We start from the raw sequence: 21444 nt of genomic DNA on the forward strand, positions 1-21444 counted from the left end.
ACATTCCCTTCAAGCCTGTGGGAAAAGGTGAGAGTTAAAGACCAAGGGGTCGCTGTTTGAAAAGAAGTCTGTTCATCACGGGTCTCAGCGGATTCGTGGGACAACATATCCAGTCGCGTCTGATGCTCGATGACCCGGCGTGGGAACTGCTGCCTGCCGCTTCACCTTATGACCTGACGGATCCGCAAAGCCTCGTCGACCTGTGGCCGCAATTGCCTGACGCCGTCATTCACCTGGCCGGCCAGACCTTCGTGCCCGAAGCGTTTCGCGACCCGGCCCGCACCTTCGACATCAACCTGCTCGGCACCCTGAACCTGTTACAGGCGCTCAAGGCTAGAGGCTTCAAGGGCTCGTTTCTGTATGTCAGCTCCGGCGACGTCTACGGTCAGGTCGAAGAGTCCGCACTGCCGATCACCGAACAACAACCGCCCTTCCCCCGCAACCCCTACGCCGTGAGCAAACTGTCCGCCGAATATCTCAGCCTGCAATGGGGCCTGAGCGAAGGCTGGCCAGTGCTGGTGGCGCGTCCGTTCAACCACATCGGTACCGGGCAGAAAGACAGCTTCGTGATCGCCAGCGCCGCACGGCAGATCAATCGCATCAAGCAAGGGCTGCAAGCGCCGCAACTGGAAGTCGGTGACATCGATGTCACCCGGGACTTCCTCGACGCCGACGACGTGGTCTCGGCCTATTTCGCGCTGCTGGAAAAAGGCACGCCGGGGCAGGTGTACAACATTTGCTCGGGCCATGAGCAAAGCATTCGCAGCCTCATCGAGCAGATGGGCGACCTGGCCGAGGTCGAGCTGCAACTGGTTCAGGATCCGGCGCGCATGCGTCGCGCCGATCAGCGTCGCGTCTGCGGCAGCCATCAACGGCTCGCCCGGACCACAGGATGGACGCCGCAAATCTCTATACAACAATCCCTGCGGGCGATCCTGTCCGACTGGGAGAAGCGAGTACGACAAGAATGACAAAAAGTGCATTGATCACAGGGATCACCGGTCAGGATGGCGCCTATCTGGCCAGACTGTTGCTCGACAAGGGTTACAAGGTTCACGGCCTGGTGGCGCGACGCAGCAGCGACTCGCGCTGGCGCCTGCGGGAAATGGGCGTCGAAGGCGACATCGTGTACCTGGACGGCGACATGGCCGACGCCTGCTCGGTGCAGCGCGCAGTCATCAAGTCGGCGCCGGACGAGGTCTATAACCTGGCGGCCCAAAGCTTCGTCGCCGCGTCCTGGGATCAACCGGTGACCACCGGCATCGTCGATGGCCTGGGCGTGACTCACCTGCTTGAAGCCATCCGCCAGTTCAGCCCGCATACGCGCTTCTATCAGGCATCGACCAGTGAAATGTTCGGTCTGATCCAGGCCGAGCAACAGGACGAGAACACCCCGTTCTATCCGCGCAGCCCTTACGGCGTAGCCAAACTCTACGGCCACTGGATCACCGTCAACTACCGCGAAAGCTTCAACCTGCACGCCAGCAGCGGCATCCTGTTCAACCATGAATCGCCACTGCGCGGCATCGAGTTCGTGACCCGCAAGGTCACCGACGCCGCCGCCCGGATCAAGCAGGGCAAACAGCAGGAACTGGCCCTGGGCAACATCGACGCCAAGCGCGACTGGGGCTTTGCCGGCGATTACGTCGAAGCCATGTGGCTGATGTTGCAACAGGACAAACCCGACGACTTCGTGGTCGCCACCGGCGTCACCACCACCGTGCGCGAGATGTGCCGCATCGCCTTCGATCACGTGGGTCTCAACTACCGCGACTACGTGAAAATCGACCCGGCGTTCTTCCGCCCGGCCGAAGTCGAAGTGCTGCTCGGCAACCCGGCCAAGGCCCAGCGGGTGCTGGGCTGGAAACCCAAGACCGACCTGGACACCCTGATCCGCATGATGATGGATGCGGACATGAAACGCGTCGCCAAGGAGTAGGCCATGCTGATCCCCGTGATTCTGTCCGGCGGTGCCGGCACCCGTTTGTGGCCGGTGTCCCGCGAGGGCCATCCGAAGCCGTTCATGACCCTGCCCGACGGCCAGTCGCTGCTGGGCAAGACCTATCGGCGCGCCGCCGGCCTGCTGGACGGCTGGGGCGACATCGTCACGGTGACCAACCGCGAGTACTACTTCCAGAGCAAGGATCACTATCAGGCCGCGCGCCTGTCCCGGCATCGCGGGCACTTCCTGCTCGAGCCCACCGGACGCAACACCGCCCCGGCCATCGCGGCCGCGGCCCTGTCGCTGCAAGCCCTGCATGGCGATGCGGCCATCATGGTGGTGATGCCCGCCGACCATTTGATCGTCGACGAAGATGCACTCAAGGGCGCGGTCGAACACGCGGTCAACCTGGCGAAGGACGGTTATCTGGTGACCTTCGGCGTGGTTCCGACCGCCCCGGAAACCGGCTTCGGCTACATCGAGACCGGCGCGCCGCTGGATGCCAGGGGCGCAGCCAAGGTGCAGCGCTTCGTGGAAAAACCCGACCTGCAAACCGCCACCCATTATCTGGAGAGCGGCAACTTCCTGTGGAACTCGGGGATGTTCTGCTTCACCACGGCAACTCTGATCGCCGAACTGCAACTGCACGCCCCCGAGCTGCTGGAGCAGACCCGCGCTTGCATGGCCGCCAGCGAACCGGTGGAAACCGTCGGCTGCCTGCAACAGGAACTGTCGCCACAGCTGTTCGCCGAAATCACCGATATTTCCATCGACTATGCGCTGATGGAGCGCTCGGAAAAAGTCGCGGTCGTGCCCGCCGGTTTCGACTGGAGCGACATCGGTTCGTGGGGTGCGGTCGCCGCACTGGTGCCGGCGGACGCCGACAACAACCGCGCCAGCGGTGAGGCGATCTTCATCGACAGCCGCAACAACTTCGTCCAGAGCGAAGGCCGGCTGGTGGCCGCCGTGGGTGTGGAAGACCTGATCGTGATCGACACCGCCGACGCGATTCTCGTCGCGCACGCCGACCGCGCACAGGATGTGCGGCGCGTGGCCAAGCAGCTCAAGGACAAATCCCACGAAGCCTATCGCCTGCACCGCACGGTCAGCCGTCCTTGGGGCACCTACACCGTGCTCGAGGAAGGCCCGCGCTTCAAGATCAAGCGCATCGTGGTCAAGCCTGGCGGCAAGCTGTCGTTGCAGATGCACCATCACCGCAACGAACACTGGGTGGTGGTCGAAGGCATGGCCAAGGTCACCAACAACGGCAGCGGCACGACCCTGGTGGCGAAGAACGAGTCGACGTTCATCGCCGCCGGCCACAAGCATCGTCTGGAAAACCCCGGCGTGATCGATCTGGTGATCATCGAAGTGCAAAGCGGCGAATACCTGGGAGAGGACGACATCGTCCGCTTCGAAGACCAATACGGCAGGACGGTGTGAATGCTGCTTTCCCTGTACCGCTCGCTGCACGACTACCGGGGTTTCATCCTCGGTAGCGTCAAGCGGGAGTTTCAAGCGCGGTACCGCAATTCGCTGTTCGGCGCGCTGTGGACGGTACTCAACCCGCTGTCGATGATCATCGTCTACACGGTGATCTTTTCCCACATCATGCGTGCCCGTCTGCCCGGCGTGGACGACGGCATGGCCTACAGCGTCTACCTGTGCGCCGGGTTGCTGACCTGGGGGCTGTTCTCGGAAATCACCCTGCGCAGCCAGAACATGTTTCTGGAGAACGCCAACCTGCTGAAGAAGATCAGCTTCCCGCGCCTCTGCCTGCCGGTGATCGTGCTGCTCAATGCCGGGATCAATTTCGCGATCATCATCGGCCTGTTTCTCGGCTTCCTGCTGATCACCGGGCGCTGGCCGGGCATGGCGCTGTTGGCACTGGCGCCGCTGCTGGCGCTGCAAGTGCTGTTCTGCGCCGGGCTGGGCATGATCCTCGGTGTGCTCAACGTGTTCTTTCGTGATGTCGGGCAGTTGTTCGCCATCTGCCTGCAATTCTGGTTCTGGCTGACGCCGATCGTGTATCCGCTGAGCATCCTGCCCGAGTGGGTGCAGCGCCTGCTGCAACTGAACCCGTTGACCAATCTGATCGGCAGTTACCAGAACCTGTTTCTCTACGGTCAGTGGCCGGTGTGGAGTTCGTTGCTGCCGATCTTCGTGATCGGCCTGCTGTTGTGCGCGGTCGGCCTGCGCCTGTTCCGCCGGCGGGTCGGCGAAATGGTGGATGAACTCTGATGGGGCACATACGCGTCACAGGCCTGGGCAAGGCCTACAAGCAGTACCCCACTCGCTGGAGCCGTCTGGCCGAATGGCTGATTCCGTTCTCGCCGGTGCGTCACCGCCAGCACTGGGTGCTGCAGGATGTGAATTTCGAGATCGCTCCCGGCGAAGCGGTAGGCATTGTCGGGGTCAACGGCGCCGGTAAAAGCACACTGCTGAAAATGATCACCGGCACCACCCAGCCGACCTGCGGCCAGATTCAGCTGCAAGGCCGGGTCGCGGCGCTGTTGGAACTGGGCATGGGCTTTCACCCGGACTTCACCGGCCGGCAGAACGCCGTGATGGCCGGACAGCTTCTGGGCATGCAGGTCGAAGAAATTGAAGCGCTAATGCCGGACATCGAACGCTTCGCGGAAATCGGCGAGGCCATCGATCACCCGGTGCGCACCTATTCCAGCGGCATGCAGATGCGCCTGGCCTTCAGTGTCGCCACCGCGCGCCGCCCGGACATCCTGATCGTCGACGAAGCGCTGTCGGTGGGCGACTCGTATTTCCAGCACAAGAGCTTCGACCGCATCCGCAGCTTCCGCAAGGCCGGCACCACACTGCTGATCGTGTCCCACGACCGCTCGGCGATCCAGTCGATCTGTGACTCGGCGATCCTGCTCGAAGGTGGCCACATGGCCATGCACGACAAGCCCGAAGCGGTCATGGATTACTACAACGCCCTGCTCGCCGAGCGCGAAGGCCAGACAGTGCGCCAGGAAACACTGCCCGGCGGCCAGGTACAGACCGTGTCCGGTACCGGCGAGGCCGGCATTCTCAGTGTGCGCCTGCTCGATGAGCACGAGCGCTCCATCGACGCCGCCGAAGTCGGCCAGGCGGTGGTGCTGGAGGTGCAGGTCGAAGTCCGTCAGGACATCGAACGGCTGGTGCTGGGCTTCATGATCAAGGATCGCCTCGGGCAGGCCATGTACGGGATCAACACCCATCGCCAGAACCAGGCTCTGGAAGACCTGCACGCAGGCGAGCGCATCACCTACCGCTTTGCGTTCGTGATGGGCCTGGGTAAGGGCAACTATTCCGTGGCCCTGAGCCTCTCACGGCTGGACTCGCATCTGGACCGCAATTTCGAATGGCGCGACTACGGGCTGGTGTTCCACGTGATCAACAACCGTCAGGAAGATTTCGTCGGCTGCTCGTGGCTCGGAGCCAGAACATCGATCACCCGGCGCATTGAAGCACTCGCGGAGCGTGCGCCATGACTCGCCTGCTGGTCGAATGCACCCACGTGTTCCGCCACCCGAAAGTCAATTCGGGCATTCAGCGGGTGGTGCGCAATGTCATCAAACAATTGCCGCCGAGCGCGGAAGGTGTCGAGTGCGTGCCAGTGGTCCTGCTCAAGGGCAAGCTGTACCGCGTGACGCGCCTGGCGCCACTGGACTCGCCGCTGTTCAACGCCATCGTCACGTTCGGCGAGCGCCTGGAACGACTGGCCCATCGTTTCTGGCAATGGCATCAGCGCCTCGACAGTCGTTGCCGGAGCAAACTGACACGACGTGCTCTCTACGTCGGCTATCGTCTGGCTTCATTTGGTCTGTTCGGCATTCCGCTGCGGCTGGTCGAGCAGGTCAATCGCTATCAGTTGCCACAGCGCTGCGAGCCTTTGCAACACCAGCCGGGCGATCAACTGGTGTTGCTGGATTCGTCCTGGCACTCGGACTTTTTCCTGCATGCCGAACGGCTCAAACGCGAAGGCGTGGGCATCGTTGCGGTGATCTACGACCTGATTCCCCTGACCCACCCGCAGTTTTACGACACGCGGCTGGTGCAGGTTTTCAGCGAATGGTTCGACTGGATCACCCGTACCGCCGACGGCTACCTGGCGATTTCCGCCACGGTGCGCGATCAGGTCCGTGAGGAGGTGCAGCGCCGCCTCGGTTCGGCACAGGTCGAGAAACGCTGGTTCGACTACTTCCACCTCGGCTCGGAACTCGATCTGCAGAGCGTCGAGGCCGCTGTCGAGCCGCGCCTGGAACGCCTGTTCGCCACACCGGAGCCGGTGTTCCTGATGGTCAGTACCATCGAACCGCGCAAGAACCACGACTACCTGCTGGACGCCTTCGAGCGCGCCTGGGCGGCCGGTTCGAACGCACGCCTGTGCATCGCCGGACGCATCGGCTGGAAGTGCGACGCCCTGCTCGCCCGGGTGCGCAACCACGCCGAACTGAACCGGCGCCTGTTCATGTTCAACGACCTGAGCGACACCAGCCTGGAACACGCCTATGCCCATTCCAGCGCCTTGGTGTTCCCGTCCTTCGTCGAAGGCTTCGGTCTGCCGCTGGTGGAGGCCATGCAGCGCGGATTGCCGGCGATGGGCAGCGACATCGCGGTGTTCCGCGAGATCGGCGGCGAGTTCATGGCCTATTTTGATTTGCACGATCCGCAACAGCTCGCCGGACTGGTCATGGCCTTCGAGCGCAGTGGCCAATTCCCTGCCGCCCGCGATGTGACCGACTGGCAATGGATCGGCTGGCGCGAAGCCAGTCAGCAACTGGCCGAACGCACCGCACGCCATGTGCTGCAAGCGCCATCGGTGCAAGCGAGGTCCCATGCGCATAGCCCTTAACGCACGGATTCTCCAGGCGCCACGCACCGGGATCGGTCACTACGTCGCCGAACTGGTGAACGCCTTGCACGCCGAGACCGATATCGACGTGGCGCTGTTCCACGGCTGGGGCTGGAGTTCGCAGCTGCCGGAAGCGGCAATGCCCGGTTACTCGCGTCTGACCCCAATGCTGCGCAAGATCCCCGGTGCCTACCAGGCACGCCGCTGGCTGGAGCAGAAACGCTTCGATCAGGGCCGTGCGTCCGACATCGACCTGTACCACGAACCGAGCCTGTGGCCGCTGGCCTTCGACGGCCCGACCGTGATCACCTTGCACGATCTGACGCACCTGCATTTCCCGGACACCCAGCCGCAGGCACGGCTCAGGGAAATCGAGCGGCGACTGGCCGACGGTATTCAGCAGGGGCGGGTGATTCTGACCGACTCGCAAGCCATCGCTGACGAAGCCCAAGACTATTTCGGACTGCCTGCCGAGCGCTTCGTGGTGGCGCCTCTGGGTGTCGCCGAGCGCTTTCATCCACGCGAGCCGCAAGCCATCGACTCCGTGCTCAAGGCCCATGCCGTGGAAGTGCGGGAGTATTTTCTGTGTGTCGGCACCCTGGAGCCGCGCAAGAACCTGAGCCTGGCCCTGCGCGCCCACGGGCTATTGCCCGAAGCCGTGCGTCAGCGCTTCCCGCTGCTGATCGTCGGCATGGCCGGCTGGCAGCGCGAACAGTTCAGTGACGAATTGCGTCAGGCCCTGGCCAGCGGTCATGTGTGCCTGCTCGGCTACTTGCCGGATGAGCAGGTCGCACAATTGCTGGCCGGCGCCCGGGCGCTGGTTTTCCCCTCGTTGTATGAAGGTTTTGGCCTGCCGGTGCTGGAAGCGATGGCCAGTGGCACGCCCGTGGTGATCACCCGCTCCTCGGCAATGCCGGAAGTCGCGGGTGCCGCCGGAAACTATATTGAAGCTGACGATGCAGACGGCCTGCGTGATGCGCTGAGCCGGTTGATCGACGATCAAGCGCATTGGCAGGCATGCCGGGAAGCCGGATTGCAGCAGGCACGGCTTTTTTCCTGGAAGCGTTGCGCGCAGGCCACGGCCGGCGCCTACCGCCAGGCTTTGGGAGGTTGAATGCGAGTTCTTCATTTTTTCAAGACGTACCTGCCTGACTCGGTCGGTGGCATCGAGCAAGTGATCTTCCAGCTCTGCGAGAGCGGCGCCCAGCATGGCATCGAAGGTCAGGTGCTGACCCTCAGCGCCAATCCCGAGCCGGCGGTGCTGCAACTGGGCCAGCACGAAGTGCATCGCGCCAGGCTCGACATCCAGTTCGCTTCCACCGGGTTTTCCTGGAGCGTGTTCAAACAGTTTCGCGAACTGGCCGCGGAGGCCGACGTGATCAACTATCACTTCCCGTGGCCGTTCATGGACCTGGTGCACTTCGCCAGCGGCATGAACAAACCGAGTGTGGTGACCTACCACTCGGACATCATTCGCCAGAAGAACCTGCTCAAGCTCTACCGTCCGCTGATGAACCGCTTCCTCGCCAGCGCCGACCGGATTGTCGCGGCCTCGCCGAACTACCTGCACACCAGCGATGTGTTGCAGCAGTTCCAGGACAAGACCCGCGTCATTCCCTACGGCCTGAACAAGGCCGGTTATCCACAACCTGACGTCGAACGCATGAACCGCTGGCGCCAGCAGCTTGGGGATAAGTTTTTCCTGTTCGTCGGGGTGATGCGCTACTACAAGGGCCTGCACATCCTGCTTGATGCCTTGAAAGACGTGGACTACCCGGTGGTGATCGTCGGCGCCGGCCCGCTGGAGCAGGAACTGCACGCTCAGGCCGCTGCGCTGGGGCTGCGCAACATCCATTTCCTCGGGCGGGTGAGCGATGAAGACAAGGTTGCCCTGCTGCAATTGAGCTATGCCATCGTCTTCCCGTCGCACCTGCGTTCGGAAGCGTTCGGCATTTCGCTGCTGGAAGGTGCGATGTACGGCAAGCCGATGATCTCCAGCGAGATCGGCACCGGTACCAGCTACATCAATATTCACAACGAAACCGGGCTGGTGGTGCCGCCCAGTCATCCACAGGCGTTTCGCGAAGCGATGCGCACCCTGTGGGAAAACCCGACCCGCGCCGCCGAAATGGGCATCAAGGCGGAAGCCCGTTACCGGCAGTTATTCACAGCCGATGAAATGGGCCGCAAGTGGACGAAGCTGTATCAGGAACTGCTGGAGGAAAAGGCGCTGTCCTACGCCTGATCCTCTACAGATCCAGCACCAGCGGCTGGCTACTTTGCGCCGGCACCGCACAGCAGATCAGCACCTGCCCTTCCTCCGGCACTTCGGCCGGGGGCTGTGGATAATTCACCGCGCCACTGATCAACCGCGTCTTGCAGGTGCCGCAGGATCCTCCGCGACAGCTGAACTCGGGGCGCAGTCCACGACTCTCGGCCAGCTCCAGCAGACTGCCACCTTCGGGCTGCCACCGCGCTTCCTTGGCCGAACGCTCGAAGACCACCGGCACCGAGGTGGTGGCGGCCGGCAATTGCTCGATCACGATGGCGTCCGGATCGGCCTGGCGCTTGAGGGTCGAAGGGCCGAAGGTTTCGGCGTGGATCTGATCGTCGCGCACGTCCAGTTCACGCAGGCTGTCGTAAAGGCCCTGGGTAAAAGCGCCGGGGCCGCAGAGCACAAAGTCCACCTGATCAAATTCGTCGATAAGGTTCCTCAACAAGGCACCGTCGATGCGCCCGTGCAGGTCGTAATCCTCGCCTTCCACCAGATCGGGCTCCGGTTGACTGAGCAGGCGCAATACCCGCACCGCATCGCCGGTGTCTTCCAGCAAGCGGTCCAGTTCCGCGCGAAACGGCTGGTCGGCAAGGCTGCGGGAACTCTGGATCAGCCAGGTCGGACGAATCCGCCGGGTGCGCAAGCCCTGATACACCACCTCGCGCAGCATCGACAGCAACGGCGTAATGCCAACTCCGGCCGCCAGCAGCACCAAGGGCCGGCGCTCCAGCGGCGCCACGGTGAAATGCCCTTGAGGCGAACGCGCCTCCAGCACATCGCCGACCCGCACCTGATCATGCAGGTGCGTCGATATCCGCCCTTCACGCTTCACGCTGATCCGGAAGAAGTCGTCCGACGGCGCACCCGACAGGCTGTAAGTGCGAATAAACACTTCGCCATCGAGGGTGAAACGCAGCGGCAAGTGCTGCCCGGCCTGGAACACCGGCAAACCGGCGCCGTCCACGGGTTCGAGGTAGAACGAACGAATGTGCCGGCTCTGCGCTTCAATCCGCGCCACCCGCAGCGGACGCCAGCTGTCCCCCAGAGCCTGGGCCTGCAAACGGGCATCGGCCTGAGCCCAGGTGCCGGTCAGCAGACTGGTCGGCGACATACCGTCGAAGCGCCAGCGCAGGGCCAACGCACCTGGGCGTCTCACCACTTTTTCCACCTCGAATGTCCACAACCGCTCGGCGCCCTGGAAGGCTGCGATCTGCGGTCCTTCAAGAATGACCTCGGTGCGGCCGCTGAGCTGCAACAGGTCGCCTGTGGAAAAGTCGATGAACAGCAAGCCAGCCCGGGGATTGAGCAGCAGGTTGCCGAGAGTATTGAAATGCAGGTTGCCGGCAAAATCCGGGATGGTCAGGCGATTGCCTTCCACCCGCACGAAACCGGCCTGGCCGCCACGGTGGGAAACATCCACCGAGCGCTCGCCGTCGACATCGACGTAGCTGGCGACGAAGAAAGTGTCGGCGGTTTCAATCAGCGCGACCGCCGCATCATCAAGCCCGTCGAAGTGCTCGGCGCGCCGGGTTTGCGGATCCGTCAGCGGGACCCGTTGGAACTGGCGCAACTGGATGTACTGCGGGCAGTTGCCGAACGACTGATCGACCGTCAAATCGAAACCGCTCGCGCCAAGATTGCCGATGTGGCCATTGAGGCGATTGCGCCGACGGGTGTGCAACTCGATACCGAGCAAACCGATCGCTGCGCCGTCCTGCAACTGCGCAGGGTCATCTAAGGCGGGCAGACTGTCGAAGTGCAACTGCGTCGGCTCGGGAGAGTGCGCGAAACCCGGCTCGCCCTCCAGCACGCTGGCCCACGGGCGCCCATCGGCATCCACCGCGCCGAACAGCATGAAGGGCAATTGCTGATAGAACTGACGGTGCTGATCCGGCATCCAGGTGCGAATCACCTTGCGGCCGAATTCCTCCATGCGCTCGGCGACGCCGACCTGCGCTTGCAGTTGCCGCTCGCCGGCGTGCCAGGGTGAACGTTCCATGACGACCTCTCCCCCACGCCAGCGGCGCAGTCTGGATGGTGAACTTCAAGCCGTGGCTTGCAGACCGGCAACGGTGCGTGGCATCGCGACGAAACCGGGCAATGCTTCGATCCGCGCCAGCCAGGCGCGCACATTGGCGTAGTCGTCCAGCGACACATTGCCTTCCGGCGCATGGGCGATGTAGCTGTAGGCCGAGACGTCGGCGATGGTTGGCTCGCTGCCGACCAGGAACGGAGTCTTGCCCAGTTCCAGGTCCATCACCTTCAGCAGGTTGTGCGCACGGGTGATCGCTTCATCGGCATTGAGTTTTGCCCCGAACACCGTGACCAGCCGCGCTGCCGCCGGACCAAAGGCAATCGGCCCGGCCGCCGCCGACAACCAGCGCTGGACCCGCGCCGCGCCGACCGGGTCGCCTGGCAGCCAGCGACCGTTGCCGTACTTCTGCGCCAGATACACCAGAATTGCATTGGAATCGGCCAGCACCACGCCGTTGTCATCGATGGCCGGTACTTGTCCGAAGCTGTTGATCGCCAGGTATTCGGGTTGTTTGTGCTCACCCTTGGCCAGATCGACAAAGATCAGTTCGGTCGGCAATTGCAGCAGGGACAGCATCAGCTCGACCCGGTGGGCGTGGCCGGAACGCGGGAAGTTGTAGAGTTTGATCGCTTGCATGGTCGACTCCGCTGGACGTTTGCGTCGCCCGGAATGGGCGACAACCGTGGCAGCCATCTTCCACCTATCTTTAAAACAACAGAATCACCAGCAAACGCAATCCATTATTTCACTGGATGAAATAACGCCGCGTTTTTCAGAGCCGGATGTTCGCGCAAGGCGTTCACGGCGTAGTCGACAAAACTGCGCACCCGGGTCGGCGCCTTGCGCCCGCCCTGATACACCACGTGGATCGGTAATGGTGGCAACTCGTACTCGGCGAGGACGATTTCCAGCTCACCCGAGGCGATCTTGCTCGCGACCTGATAAGACAGCACCCGGGTCAACCCGAGCCCCAGACAAGCGGCAGTGATGGCCGCCTGATTGCCGGTGACCACCAGCCGCGGCTCGGGGCGGACGACCAAGGGCTCACCGTCCTCCAGAAACGGCCAGTTGCGCAGTTGACCGATGGCCGAGGTCGCCACCACCGGCGCGCCGGCCAAGGCCTGTGGATGGCTTGGCCGCCCATGCACGGCAAAGTATTCCGGCGAACCGCAGATCACCCGGCGCACCTCGCCGACCCGGATCGCGTGCTGGTTGCTGTCCGGCAACTCACCGATGCGGATCGCCACATCGACGCCCTCCTCGACCATGCTCACCACGCGATCCAGCAGCAAGGCATTGATGGAAACGTCCGGGTATTGCGTCAGATAACCCGCCATCACCGGTGTGACAAACAGCTCGCCGAACAGCACCGGCGCGGTCACCGTCAATTGCCCACGGGGCTGGGTGTGGCTGCCGGCGGCGGAGTCTTCCGCTTCCTGCACCTCGGCAAGAATCCTCCGACAGTCTTCCAGGTAACGCTGGCCCGCCTCGCTCAGATGCACGCTGCGGGTGGTGCGAATCAGCAACTGCGTACCGATCCGCTGCTCCAGCGCCGCCACCGCCCGGGTGACGCTGGCCGCCGACAGACCCAAGCGCCGCGCCGCCGCGGAAAAACCCTGTTCCTGCGCAACGGCCGCGAAAACCTGCATTTCCTGGAAGCGATCCATGGTGTCCCCGAAGTGGATGAAAAACCGCCTCGCATTATAGGCAGCACCCGCTCATCAACGGGCGAGGCTAACGACCGTCGATCCAGAATTGATATTTTTATTTTCAGTTATCTTGATGAATGATTTATTTCGTGTCATTTATAGCCTCGCCGATCACAGGAATGATCCAGCGCGCCACCCCGGATGGCGGGCACCTGTTTTCCTAACGCCCTCCCAGGAGTCGACAAAATGAACAAGACAGAACTTCTAGGTGCTCTGGCGCTGTGCGCATTCAGCTTCATGGCCCATGCCGATGAAGACAGCCTGCGTATCGGTATCGAAGCCGCCTACCCTCCCTTTTCCTACAAAACGCCGGAAGGCAATGTCAGCGGCTTCGACTACGACATCGGCAACGCCTTGTGCGAAGAGATGAAGGTCAAATGCGAGTGGGTGATTCAGGAGTTCGACGGCATGATTCCGTCGCTCAAGGTGCGCAAGATCGACGCCGTGCTGTCGTCGATGTCGATCACCGAAGACCGGATGAAGTCGGTCGACTTCAGCAAAAAGTACTACCACACGCCGGGCAAGTTCGCGATGAAGGCCGGCAGCGCGATCAACGACCCACTGGTGGACCTCAAGGGCAAGAAACTCGGCGTACAGCGCTCTTCGACCTATGACCGGTTTGCCACCGAGCAACTGGAAAAGGCCGGCGTCGTCGTGGTGCGTTACGGCTCCCAGAACGAAGCCTTCCTCGACCTTGCTTCGGGTCGCCTGGACGCCACCCTCGCCGACATCGTCAACACCGATGAAAGCTTCATCAAGACACCCGCCGGACAAGGTTTCGCCCTGACGGGGCCGGACATCAACGACCCGAAATACTTCGGCCGCGGTGCCGGGATCGCGCTGCGCAAGGGTGACACCGCCAACGCTGCGCGCCTGAACGCGGCCATCGACGCCATCCGCGCCAACGGTAAATACCAGCAAGTGATGGGCAAGTATTTCGCCTTCGATATCTACGGCGAATAAACCGTCGCCTCCGTCCGGCGCCGGCCCGTTGCGGGCGCCCTTCGGCTATGTCTTGCGCGCCTTCTGGCGCACGCTTGAGGAACTTCATCATGCTCCACGGCTACGGATCGAGCATTCTCGATGGTGCCTGGCTGACCATCAACCTGGCCCTGACCTCCATGTCGTTGGCCATTGCCCTGGGCCTGATCGGCGCGGCGTTTCGCCTGTCGCCGCTGAAATGGCTGGCCATGCTCGGGGAAGGCTATACCACCCTGATTCGCGGCATTCCCGATCTGGTGCTGATCCTGCTGATTTTCTATGGCGGCCAGGACCTGGTGAACCGCATTGCACTGGCATGCGGCTACACCCGCTACATCGACATCAACCCGTTCATCGCCGGCGTGTGCACCATGGGCTTCATTTTTGGCGCCTATCTGTCGGAAACCTTTCGCGGCGCGTTCATGGCTATCCCCAAGGGTCAGGCAGAAGCCGGCGCGGCCTACGGCATGCGCGGCACTCAGGTGTTCTGGCGGATTCTGGTGCCGCAGATGATCCGTTTCGCCATCCCGGGGTTCACCAACAATTGGCTGGTGCTGACCAAATCCACCGCGCTGATTTCGGTCATCGGCCTGCAGGACATGATGTTCAAGGCCAAGAACGCCGCCGACGCCACCCACGAGCCGTTCACGTTTTTCATCGCGGTGGCGGCGCTGTACCTGATGCTCACCAGCCTGTCGCTGCTGGTGCTGCGCGCTCTGGAAAAACACTATTCGGTCGGCATCAAAGCCGCCGAGTTGTGAGGAGAACCTGCCGATGATTCTCGACTACAACCTGATTTGGGAAAATCTGCCGCTGTATCTCGACGGCGCCTTGTTGACCCTGAAAGTCCTGCTGATTTCCCTGAGCCTCGGGCTGGTCCTGGCGGTTCCGTTGGCGCTGATGCGGGTGTCGCGCTCGCCGCTGCTCAGCTTCCCCGCGTGGCTCTACACCTACGTGATTCGCGGCACGCCGATGCTGGTGCAACTGTTCCTGATCTATTACGGCCTGGCGCAGTTCGAATCGGTACGCCAAAGCGCGCTCTGGCCTTACCTCTCCAGCGCCACGTTCTGTGCCTGCCTGGCGTTCGCCATCAATACCAGTGCCTACAGCGCCGAGTTGCTGGCGGGCAATCTGAAGTCCACCTCCCACGGCGAAATCGAAGCCGCCCGGGCGATGGGCATGTCCCGCCTGACCCTGTACCGCCGCATCCTGCTGCCATCGGCCTTGCGCCGGGCACTGCCGCAGTACAGCAACGAAGTGCTAATGATGCTGCAGACCACCAGCCTGGCCTCGATCGTCACGCTGGTGGATATCACCGGTGCGGCGCGCACGGTGAGCTCGCGGTTCTATATGCCGTTCGAAGCGTTCATCACCGCCGGCCTCGTCTACCTCGCCCTGACCTTCATTCTCGTGCGCCTGTTCAAGCTGGCCGAACGCCGCTGGCTGGCCTACCTGGCCCCGCGCAAGCACTAAGGAGCTGACATGGAAAAGATTCAATACCTGTTGCCGTGGAGCGCTTCGGGCACCGAACGGACACTGTCGGTGTTCCGGTTTGGCGCCGGCGCGCGCAAGACCTACATCCAGGCGTCCCTGCATGCCGACGAGCTGCCGGGGATGCGCGTGGCCGTCGAGCTCAAGCGCCACCTGCAGGAACTGGAAGCGCAGGGTCGCCTGAACGGGGTGATCGAACTGGTGCCGATGGCCAATCCGATCGGCATCGCCCAGATGTTCCAGGCCACCCATCAAGGTCGCTTCGAGTTCGCCAGCGGCAAGAACTTCAATCGCGACTTCCCGGAGCTGGCCGAAGCCGTGGCGCCGCTGCTCAAAGGCCGGTTGGGCGATGACGCCGACGCCAACGTCGCGCTGATCCGCCGCGCCTTGATCGATACCCTCGCCGACATGCCGCCACCGACCTCGGAACTCGATGGCCTGCGTCGCCTGTTGCTGCAACATGCCTGCGACGCCGATGTGGTGCTGGACCTGCACTGCGATTTCGAATCGGTGATGTTGCTCTACACCATGCCGCAACACTGGGGACGCCTGCATCCACTGGCTGCACGCCTGGGTGCCGAGGTCACGCTGCTGGCCGAAGACGCTGGCGGCAGTGCTTTCGACGAGGCTTGCGCGGTGCCGTGGCTGCGGCTGACCGAGCTGTTCCCGGAAGCCAGTATTCCGCTGGCTTGCGCAGCCACCACCATCGAGTTGCGCGGCATGGCCGACACCGAACGCGAGCAATGTGCCGACAGCGCCCAGGCGATTCTCGGCTATCTGGCCGAGCAGGGATTGATCAGCGGTGAATGGCCGCCAGCGCCGTCGAGCCGTTGCGAGGCGATGCCGTTCGCCGGCGCGCAGTACGCCTGTGCGCCGCATCCGGGCGTGGTCAGTTTCCTGCAACCGCTGGGCGCGCGGGTCAAGGTCGGCGATCCGCTGTTCGAAGTCCATGACCCGCTCAACGACCGCCACAGCATCGTCCGCGCCTGCACCGACGGCGTGCTCTATGCCCGCGAACGCCTGCGTTTTGCCCAGCCCGGTCTGTGGCTGGCCAAGGTCGCCGGTTTCACCCCTATTCGCCAAGGCCGCTTGCTCAGCGACTGATGCCAGAGAGTTCACACCATGTACAAACTTGAAATTCAGGATCTGCACAAAAGCTACGGCGCCCATCAGGTGCTCAAGGGCGTGTCCCTGCAGGCCCAGGCCGGCGACGTGATCAGCATCATCGGCTCCAGCGGGTCGGGCAAAAGCACCTTTCTGCGTTGCATCAACCTGCTGGAGCAACCCAACGCCGGCAACATCGTGCTCAATGGCGAACCACTGAAACTGGTGGCCAACAAACTCGGCGGGCTCAAGGCTGCCGAACCCCGGCAGTTGCAACGCATGCGTTCACGGCTGTCGATGGTGTTTCAGCATTTCAACCTGTGGTCGCACATGAGTGCCCTGGAAAACGTCATGGAAGCCCCGGTGCATGTGCTGGGCGTGGGCAAGAACGAGGCCCGGGAAAAGGCCGAGCACTATCTGAACAAAGTCGGCGTGGCGCACCGCAAGGATGCCTGGCCCGCCCACATGTCGGGCGGCGAACAACAGCGCGTGGCGATTGCCCGCGCACTGGCCATGGAACCGGAGGTGATGCTGTTCGACGAGCCCACTTCTGCGCTCGATCCCGAACTGGTGGGCGAAGTGCTCAAGGTCATGCAGGACCTCGCCCAGGAAGGCCGCACCATGGTGGTCGTGACCCACGAAATGGGCTTCGCCCGCGAGGTCTCAAACCAACTGGTGTTCCTGCACAAAGGGCGGGTCGAGGAGCGCGGAGATCCACGTGAAGTGCTGGTCAATCCACAGTCCGAACGCCTGCAGCAGTTCCTCGCCGGCAGCCTGAAGTAAGCCCGCGCGCGCGGCGTTGCCCTGCAACGGTTGGCTTCGGATACACTCCAGCCAACCTTGTCAGGCGCAGCCCTTCTCTCACTTTCAGGAACTGTTGATCCGGATATGCCCAGCTCATCGAAAGACACCACGGTCTACGCCGCACCGGTCATGCGCAAACTGGCGGAAATCGTTGCCGATCTGCCGCCGTCGCTGCGCAAGGTGGCTGACTTCATCCTGCGTCATCCGCTGAAAGCCGCGACGCTGACAATCGAGGAAATGGCCCACGAAACATCGACCTCGCCGGCCGCCGTCAACCGACTGGCCAAGGCGATGGACCTCGGTGGCTACATGGGCATGAGGGCTGAACTGGTAGCGACGTTGCAGCAGATGGTGTCGCCGGTCGACAAGCTGCGCAATGAACTGGCCCATCGTCCGGGCGGAGCCTTTGGCCTGCATGAGCAGATTGAAAGCGCCAGCAGCAATCTGGCCACGGCAGCGACCAACAACCATGCCGAGGCCTTCGAAGCGTTCGTCACCCGGCTGACCACCGCGCGCAAGATCTACATCCTCGGGTTCGGCAACAGCGTCTATTTCGCCGGCCTCGCCGCCTCGACCCTGATGCCGTTCTGCGCCGACGCCACCGCCATCAGCATGGAGGGCGGCAACGAAAACGCTGCGTACCGACTGGCCGCGATCACCGATCAGGATGTATTGCTGGCGATTTCCCTGCCGCGCTACTCCCTCGACACCCTGCAACTGGCCCGATTCGCCAACGAACGCGGCGCGTCGGTACTGGCCATCACCGACTCACCGGCCTCGCCGCTCACCGGCATTGCCGAGCATGTGCTGTTTGCGCCTTGCGATCATCCGGTGCTGACCAGCTCCAACGTGGCCATGCTGGCGTTGATAGAAGGACTGGTCGCAGGCGTAATGGCGCGCAACAAGGAAGCGGTCAAACTGGCGACCGAGCTGACCGAGAGTGTGATGTCTTATCTGCACATCCCCAACGGCAGCAAATCGCCGAAGAAGTGATGCGTGAAAGGGACGCCGGCCGATCCCGGGCGCCCCTTCGATCAGATCAGGACTGAGAAACCGGCTGATCGCCGGTCACCCGTGCAGCCTGCCCGGCCGCCGGCTTGACCCACGTCAGATACGCCAGCACCAGCAACCCGATCCAGACCACGCCGACGATCAATGCCGCCTGGGTGTCCGGGAAGTAACCCAGCACGCCGAACACGAACAGCATGAAGGCAATCGCCGCCATGGGTGCGTACGGCCAGAACGGTACCGGGAATTTCAGTTGCGCCACCTGTTCGGCCGTCATCGAACGACGCATGGCAACCTGAGTGAACAGAATCATCAGCCAGACCCACACCGTGGCGAAGGTCGCGATGGAAGCGATCAGCAGGAACACGTTTTCCGGGATCAGGTAGTTCAGCAACACGCCCAGCAACAGCGCACAGCTCATCACGATCACTGTCAGCCACGGCACGCCATTGCCCGACAGGCGCGCGAAGCCTTTCGGCGCATGCCCTTGCTGGGCGAGGCCGTACATCATCCGGCCTGCACCGAAGATGTCGCTGTTGATGGCCGACACCGCCGCCGAGATCACCACGATATTCAAAATGGTGGCCGCCGAGCTGATGCCCAGGTGGTCGAATATCTGCACGAACGGGCTACCCTGGCTGCCGATCTGCTGCCAGGGGAAGATCGACATCAGCACCAGCATCGTCAGCACGTAGAACAGCAGGATGCGCATCGGCACGGCGTTGATCGCCTTGGGCAATACACGGTGCGGGTCCTTGGCTTCGCCGGCGGTTACGCCGATGATCTCGATGCCGCCGAAGGCAAACATCACCACCGCAAACGAGGCGATCAGACCGCCCACGCCGTTGGGCATGAAGCCGCCCTGAGTCCACAGGTTGCTGATATCGGTGGCCTGGCCCGGGGCGGTGCTGATGCCGAACAGCATGATGCCGAAGCCGCCGAGGATCATCGCGACAATGGCCGCGACCTTGAGCAACGACAGCCAGAACTCCATTTCACCGAAGACTTTGACGTTGCACAGGTTCAGCCCGCCGACCACCGAAACGATGCCCAGCACCCAGATCCAGCGCGAGACTTCCGGAAACCAGAAACCCATGTAGATGCCGAACGCCGTCACATCGGCCATGCCGACGATGACCATTTCGAACGCGTAGGTCCAACCGAGAATGAAGCCCGCCATGGGGCCGAGATAGGTGCTTGCGTACTGCCCGAACGAGCCGGCGACCGGGTTGTGCACCGCCATTTCGCCGAGGGCGCGCATGACCATGAACACCGCTGCACCACCGATCAGGTACGCGAGCAGAACCGCTGGACCGGCCATCTGGATGGCCGACGCAGAACCGTAGAACAGCCCGGTACCAATCGCCGATCCCAGGGCCATGAAGCGAATGTGTCGGGCCGAGAGCCCGCGTTTCAAACCTTTTGCTGACTGCTGCATTTTTCGTCCTTATTTATTTTTATTCGACGCAAAAATCGAAACGCCAACAGGCCGGCCTCCACGCAGTGTGGAAGACAGCCTGTTGGCGATGAGGCACTTACAGACTCGGCAGCAGGTTCGCCGGGACCAGTTCAGTCAGAACGCGCGAAGCCAGCAACTCACTCGCCGCATTGATGTCCGGCGCAAAGAAACGGTCCTTCTCGTAGAACGGTACTTCGCGACGCAGGATGCCCCGGGCCTTTTCCAGTTTGGTCGAAGTCTTCAGGCCGTTGCGCAGGTCCAGCCCTTGTACCGCCGCCAGCCATTCCACCGCCAGAATCCCGCGGGTGTTCTCGGCCATTTCCCACAGGCGCTTGCCGGCAGCCGGGGCCATCGACACGTGGTCTTCCTGGTTGGCGGAAGTCGGCAGGCTGTCCACCGAGTGCGGGTGAGCCAATGCCTTGTTCTCGCTGGCCAGGGCCGCAGCGGTCACCTGGGCGATCATGAAACCGGAGTTCACGCCGCCGTTGGCCACCAGGAACGGCGGCAGTTGCGACATGTGTTTGTCCATCATCAGCGAGATGCGGCGCTCACTCAGGGAGCCGATTTCGGCGATGGCCAAAGCCATGTTGTCAGCGGCCATGGCCACCGGCTCTGCGTGGAAGTTGCCGCCGGAAATCACGTCGCCTTCAGCCGCAAACACCAGTGGATTGTCGGAGACGGCGTTGGCTTCGATGACCAGCACTTCAGCGGCCTGACGGAACTGGGTCAGGCACGCGCCCATGACTTGTGGCTGGCAGCGCAGCGAGTACGGATCCTGAACCTTTTCGCAGTTCTGGTGCGAGTCGGAGACTTCACTGCGCTCGCCGAGCAGATCGCGGTAAGCGGCGGCGGTGTCGATCTGGCCTTTCTGGCCACGGGCGGCGTGGATGCGGGCGTCGAACGGCGAGCGCGAGCCCAATACTGCTTCAACTGTAAGACCGCCCAGCGCAAGTGCGCCGGCAAACAGGTCTTCACCTTCGAACAGACCGCGCAAAGCGAATGCGGTAGACACCTGCGTGCCGTTGAGCAGCGCCAGACCTTCTTTCGCCGCCAGCGTCAGCGGGGTCAGACCGGCGACTTTCAGCGCTTCAGTGGCTTCCATCCACTCGCCCTTGTAGCGCGCCTTGCCCTCGCCCAGCAGCACCAGCGACATGTGCGCCAATGGCGCGAGGTCGCCGGACGCACCGACCGAACCTTTCAACGGAATGTGCGGGTAAACCTCGGCGTTGATCAGGGTGATCAGCGCGTCGATCACCACGCGACGGATGCCGGAGAAACCACGACTCAGGCTGTTGACCTTGAGCACCATGATCAGGCGCACCAGCTCATCACTGATCGGCTGACCAACGCCGGCAGCGTGGGACAGCACCAGCGAACGCTGGAGGTTTTCCAGGTCTTCGCTGGCGATGCGGGTCGAGGCCAGCAGGCCGAAACCGGTGTTGATGCCGTAGGCGGTGCGGTTCTCGGCGAGGATCTGCTCGACGCAGGCGACGCTGGCTTCGATCTGTGCAGCAGCGCTGTAGTCGAGGGTCAGTTTGACCGGGTTCTGATAGACGTCACGCAGTTGCGAAAGGCTCAGTTGGCCAGGGATCAGGTTCAGTGCAGTCATGTTCAGGCTCCTTTAACCGAAGTAATCATTGGCAGGTTCAAGCCCTGCTCCTTGGCACAGTCAATGGCGATCTGGTAACCGGCATCGGCGTGACGCATCACACCAGTGCCCGGGTCGTTGTGCAGCACGCGAGCGATACGCTCGGCCGCTTCATCCGTACCGTCGCAGACGA

20 protein-coding genes are annotated in these 21444 nt (G+C 62.6%); 14 read left to right on the top strand and 6 right to left on the bottom strand.

From position 1 onward, the window contains the following. Positions 1-56 precede the first annotated feature (56 nt). Genes DXT77_RS05470 through DXT77_RS05505 form a run of 8 tightly spaced genes read left to right on the top strand, consistent with a single transcriptional unit; the run spans position 57 to position 9042 of the window. A complete protein-coding gene (locus DXT77_RS05470; protein WP_119426891.1) occupies positions 57-971 on the top strand; it encodes a GDP-mannose 4,6-dehydratase in 915 nt (304 codons plus the stop codon). After that, positions 968-1939, top strand: coding sequence for a GDP-mannose 4,6-dehydratase (gene gmd / locus DXT77_RS05475; RefSeq protein WP_085708757.1), 972 nt, complete (start codon positions 968-970; stop codon positions 1937-1939). The genes DXT77_RS05470 and gmd overlap by 4 nt, the downstream gene beginning before the upstream one ends. Before the next feature lie 3 nt (positions 1940-1942). Further along, positions 1943-3385, top strand: coding sequence for a mannose-1-phosphate guanylyltransferase/mannose-6-phosphate isomerase (locus DXT77_RS05480; protein WP_119426892.1), 1443 nt, complete (start codon positions 1943-1945; stop codon positions 3383-3385). Next, entirely contained in the window at positions 3386-4183 is a 798-nt protein-coding gene (locus DXT77_RS05485; protein WP_085686105.1) for an ABC transporter permease, read from the top strand. It abuts the gene before it with no gap. Then, positions 4183-5433: an ABC transporter ATP-binding protein gene (locus DXT77_RS05490; RefSeq protein WP_119426893.1), complete on the top strand. Its 1251-nt coding sequence runs from the start codon at positions 4183-4185 to the stop codon at positions 5431-5433. The genes DXT77_RS05485 and DXT77_RS05490 overlap by 1 nt, the downstream gene beginning before the upstream one ends. Beyond that, positions 5430-6797, top strand: a complete 1368-nt coding sequence (locus tag DXT77_RS05495; protein WP_119426894.1) for a glycosyltransferase family 1 protein — start codon at positions 5430-5432, stop codon at positions 6795-6797. The genes DXT77_RS05490 and DXT77_RS05495 overlap by 4 nt, the downstream gene beginning before the upstream one ends. Further along, positions 6781-7911: a glycosyltransferase family 1 protein gene (locus DXT77_RS05500; RefSeq protein WP_119426914.1), complete on the top strand. Its 1131-nt coding sequence runs from the start codon at positions 6781-6783 to the stop codon at positions 7909-7911. The genes DXT77_RS05495 and DXT77_RS05500 overlap by 17 nt, the downstream gene beginning before the upstream one ends. Continuing rightward, positions 7912-9042, top strand: a complete 1131-nt coding sequence (locus DXT77_RS05505) for a glycosyltransferase family 4 protein (protein ID WP_119426895.1) — start codon at positions 7912-7914, stop codon at positions 9040-9042. Between the two features lie 4 nt (positions 9043-9046). Here DXT77_RS05505 and DXT77_RS05510 read toward each other — a convergent pair whose 3' ends face one another. From DXT77_RS05510 to DXT77_RS05520, 3 genes are all read right to left on the bottom strand, one after another. Next, the gene (locus DXT77_RS05510; protein ID WP_119426896.1) at positions 9047-11071 is read right to left on the bottom strand and encodes a pyridoxamine 5'-phosphate oxidase family protein; all 2025 of its coding nucleotides are present in this window, start codon (positions 11069-11071) and stop codon (positions 9047-9049) included. A 45-nt stretch (positions 11072-11116) separates the two neighbouring features. Then, entirely contained in the window at positions 11117-11743 is a 627-nt protein-coding gene (locus DXT77_RS05515; RefSeq protein ID WP_119426897.1) for a glutathione S-transferase family protein, read from the bottom strand. 104 nt (positions 11744-11847) lie between these two features. Next, on the bottom strand, positions 11848-12774 hold the full coding sequence (locus tag DXT77_RS05520; protein ID WP_119426898.1) for a LysR family transcriptional regulator: 927 nt from the start codon (positions 12772-12774) through the stop codon (positions 11848-11850). Positions 12775-13002: 228 nt separating this feature from the next. Between DXT77_RS05520 and DXT77_RS05525 the strand changes: the two genes are divergently transcribed. From DXT77_RS05525 to DXT77_RS05550, 6 genes are all read left to right on the top strand, one after another. After that, positions 13003-13779 (top strand): ABC transporter substrate-binding protein, encoded by a 777-nt coding sequence (locus tag DXT77_RS05525; protein ID WP_119426899.1) that lies wholly within the window; start codon positions 13003-13005, stop codon positions 13777-13779. An 89-nt stretch (positions 13780-13868) separates the two neighbouring features. Further along, on the top strand, positions 13869-14558 hold the full coding sequence (locus tag DXT77_RS05530) for an ABC transporter permease (protein WP_102359135.1): 690 nt from the start codon (positions 13869-13871) through the stop codon (positions 14556-14558). 13 nt (positions 14559-14571) lie between these two features. Continuing rightward, on the top strand, positions 14572-15270 hold the full coding sequence (locus DXT77_RS05535; RefSeq protein ID WP_119426900.1) for an ABC transporter permease: 699 nt from the start codon (positions 14572-14574) through the stop codon (positions 15268-15270). Positions 15271-15279: 9 nt separating this feature from the next. Continuing rightward, positions 15280-16392, top strand: coding sequence for a succinylglutamate desuccinylase/aspartoacylase family protein (locus DXT77_RS05540; RefSeq protein ID WP_119426901.1), 1113 nt, complete (start codon positions 15280-15282; stop codon positions 16390-16392). A gap of 18 nt (positions 16393-16410) precedes the next feature. After that, complete coding sequence (locus tag DXT77_RS05545) at positions 16411-17175, top strand: ABC transporter ATP-binding protein (RefSeq protein WP_119426902.1); 765 nt, start codon at positions 16411-16413, stop codon at positions 17173-17175. Between the two features lie 105 nt (positions 17176-17280). Beyond that, entirely contained in the window at positions 17281-18189 is a 909-nt protein-coding gene (locus DXT77_RS05550; protein ID WP_119426903.1) for a MurR/RpiR family transcriptional regulator, read from the top strand. A 46-nt stretch (positions 18190-18235) separates the two neighbouring features. Here DXT77_RS05550 and DXT77_RS05555 read toward each other — a convergent pair whose 3' ends face one another. The 3 genes from DXT77_RS05555 to DXT77_RS05565 all read right to left on the bottom strand — a co-directional run. Next, positions 18236-19642, bottom strand: a complete 1407-nt coding sequence (locus DXT77_RS05555) for an amino acid permease (RefSeq protein WP_119426904.1) — start codon at positions 19640-19642, stop codon at positions 18236-18238. 97 nt (positions 19643-19739) lie between these two features. After that, on the bottom strand, positions 19740-21272 hold the full coding sequence (gene hutH / locus DXT77_RS05560) for a histidine ammonia-lyase (protein ID WP_119426905.1): 1533 nt from the start codon (positions 21270-21272) through the stop codon (positions 19740-19742). Positions 21273-21274: 2 nt separating this feature from the next. Then, positions 21275-21444: hypothetical protein (locus tag DXT77_RS05565; protein WP_147406984.1), on the bottom strand; the 170-nt coding region annotated here is incomplete at its 5' end.

This window comes from Pseudomonas sp. 91RF (genome assembly GCF_003576265.1).
Lineage (GTDB): Bacteria > Pseudomonadota > Gammaproteobacteria > Pseudomonadales > Pseudomonadaceae > Aquipseudomonas > Aquipseudomonas kribbensis.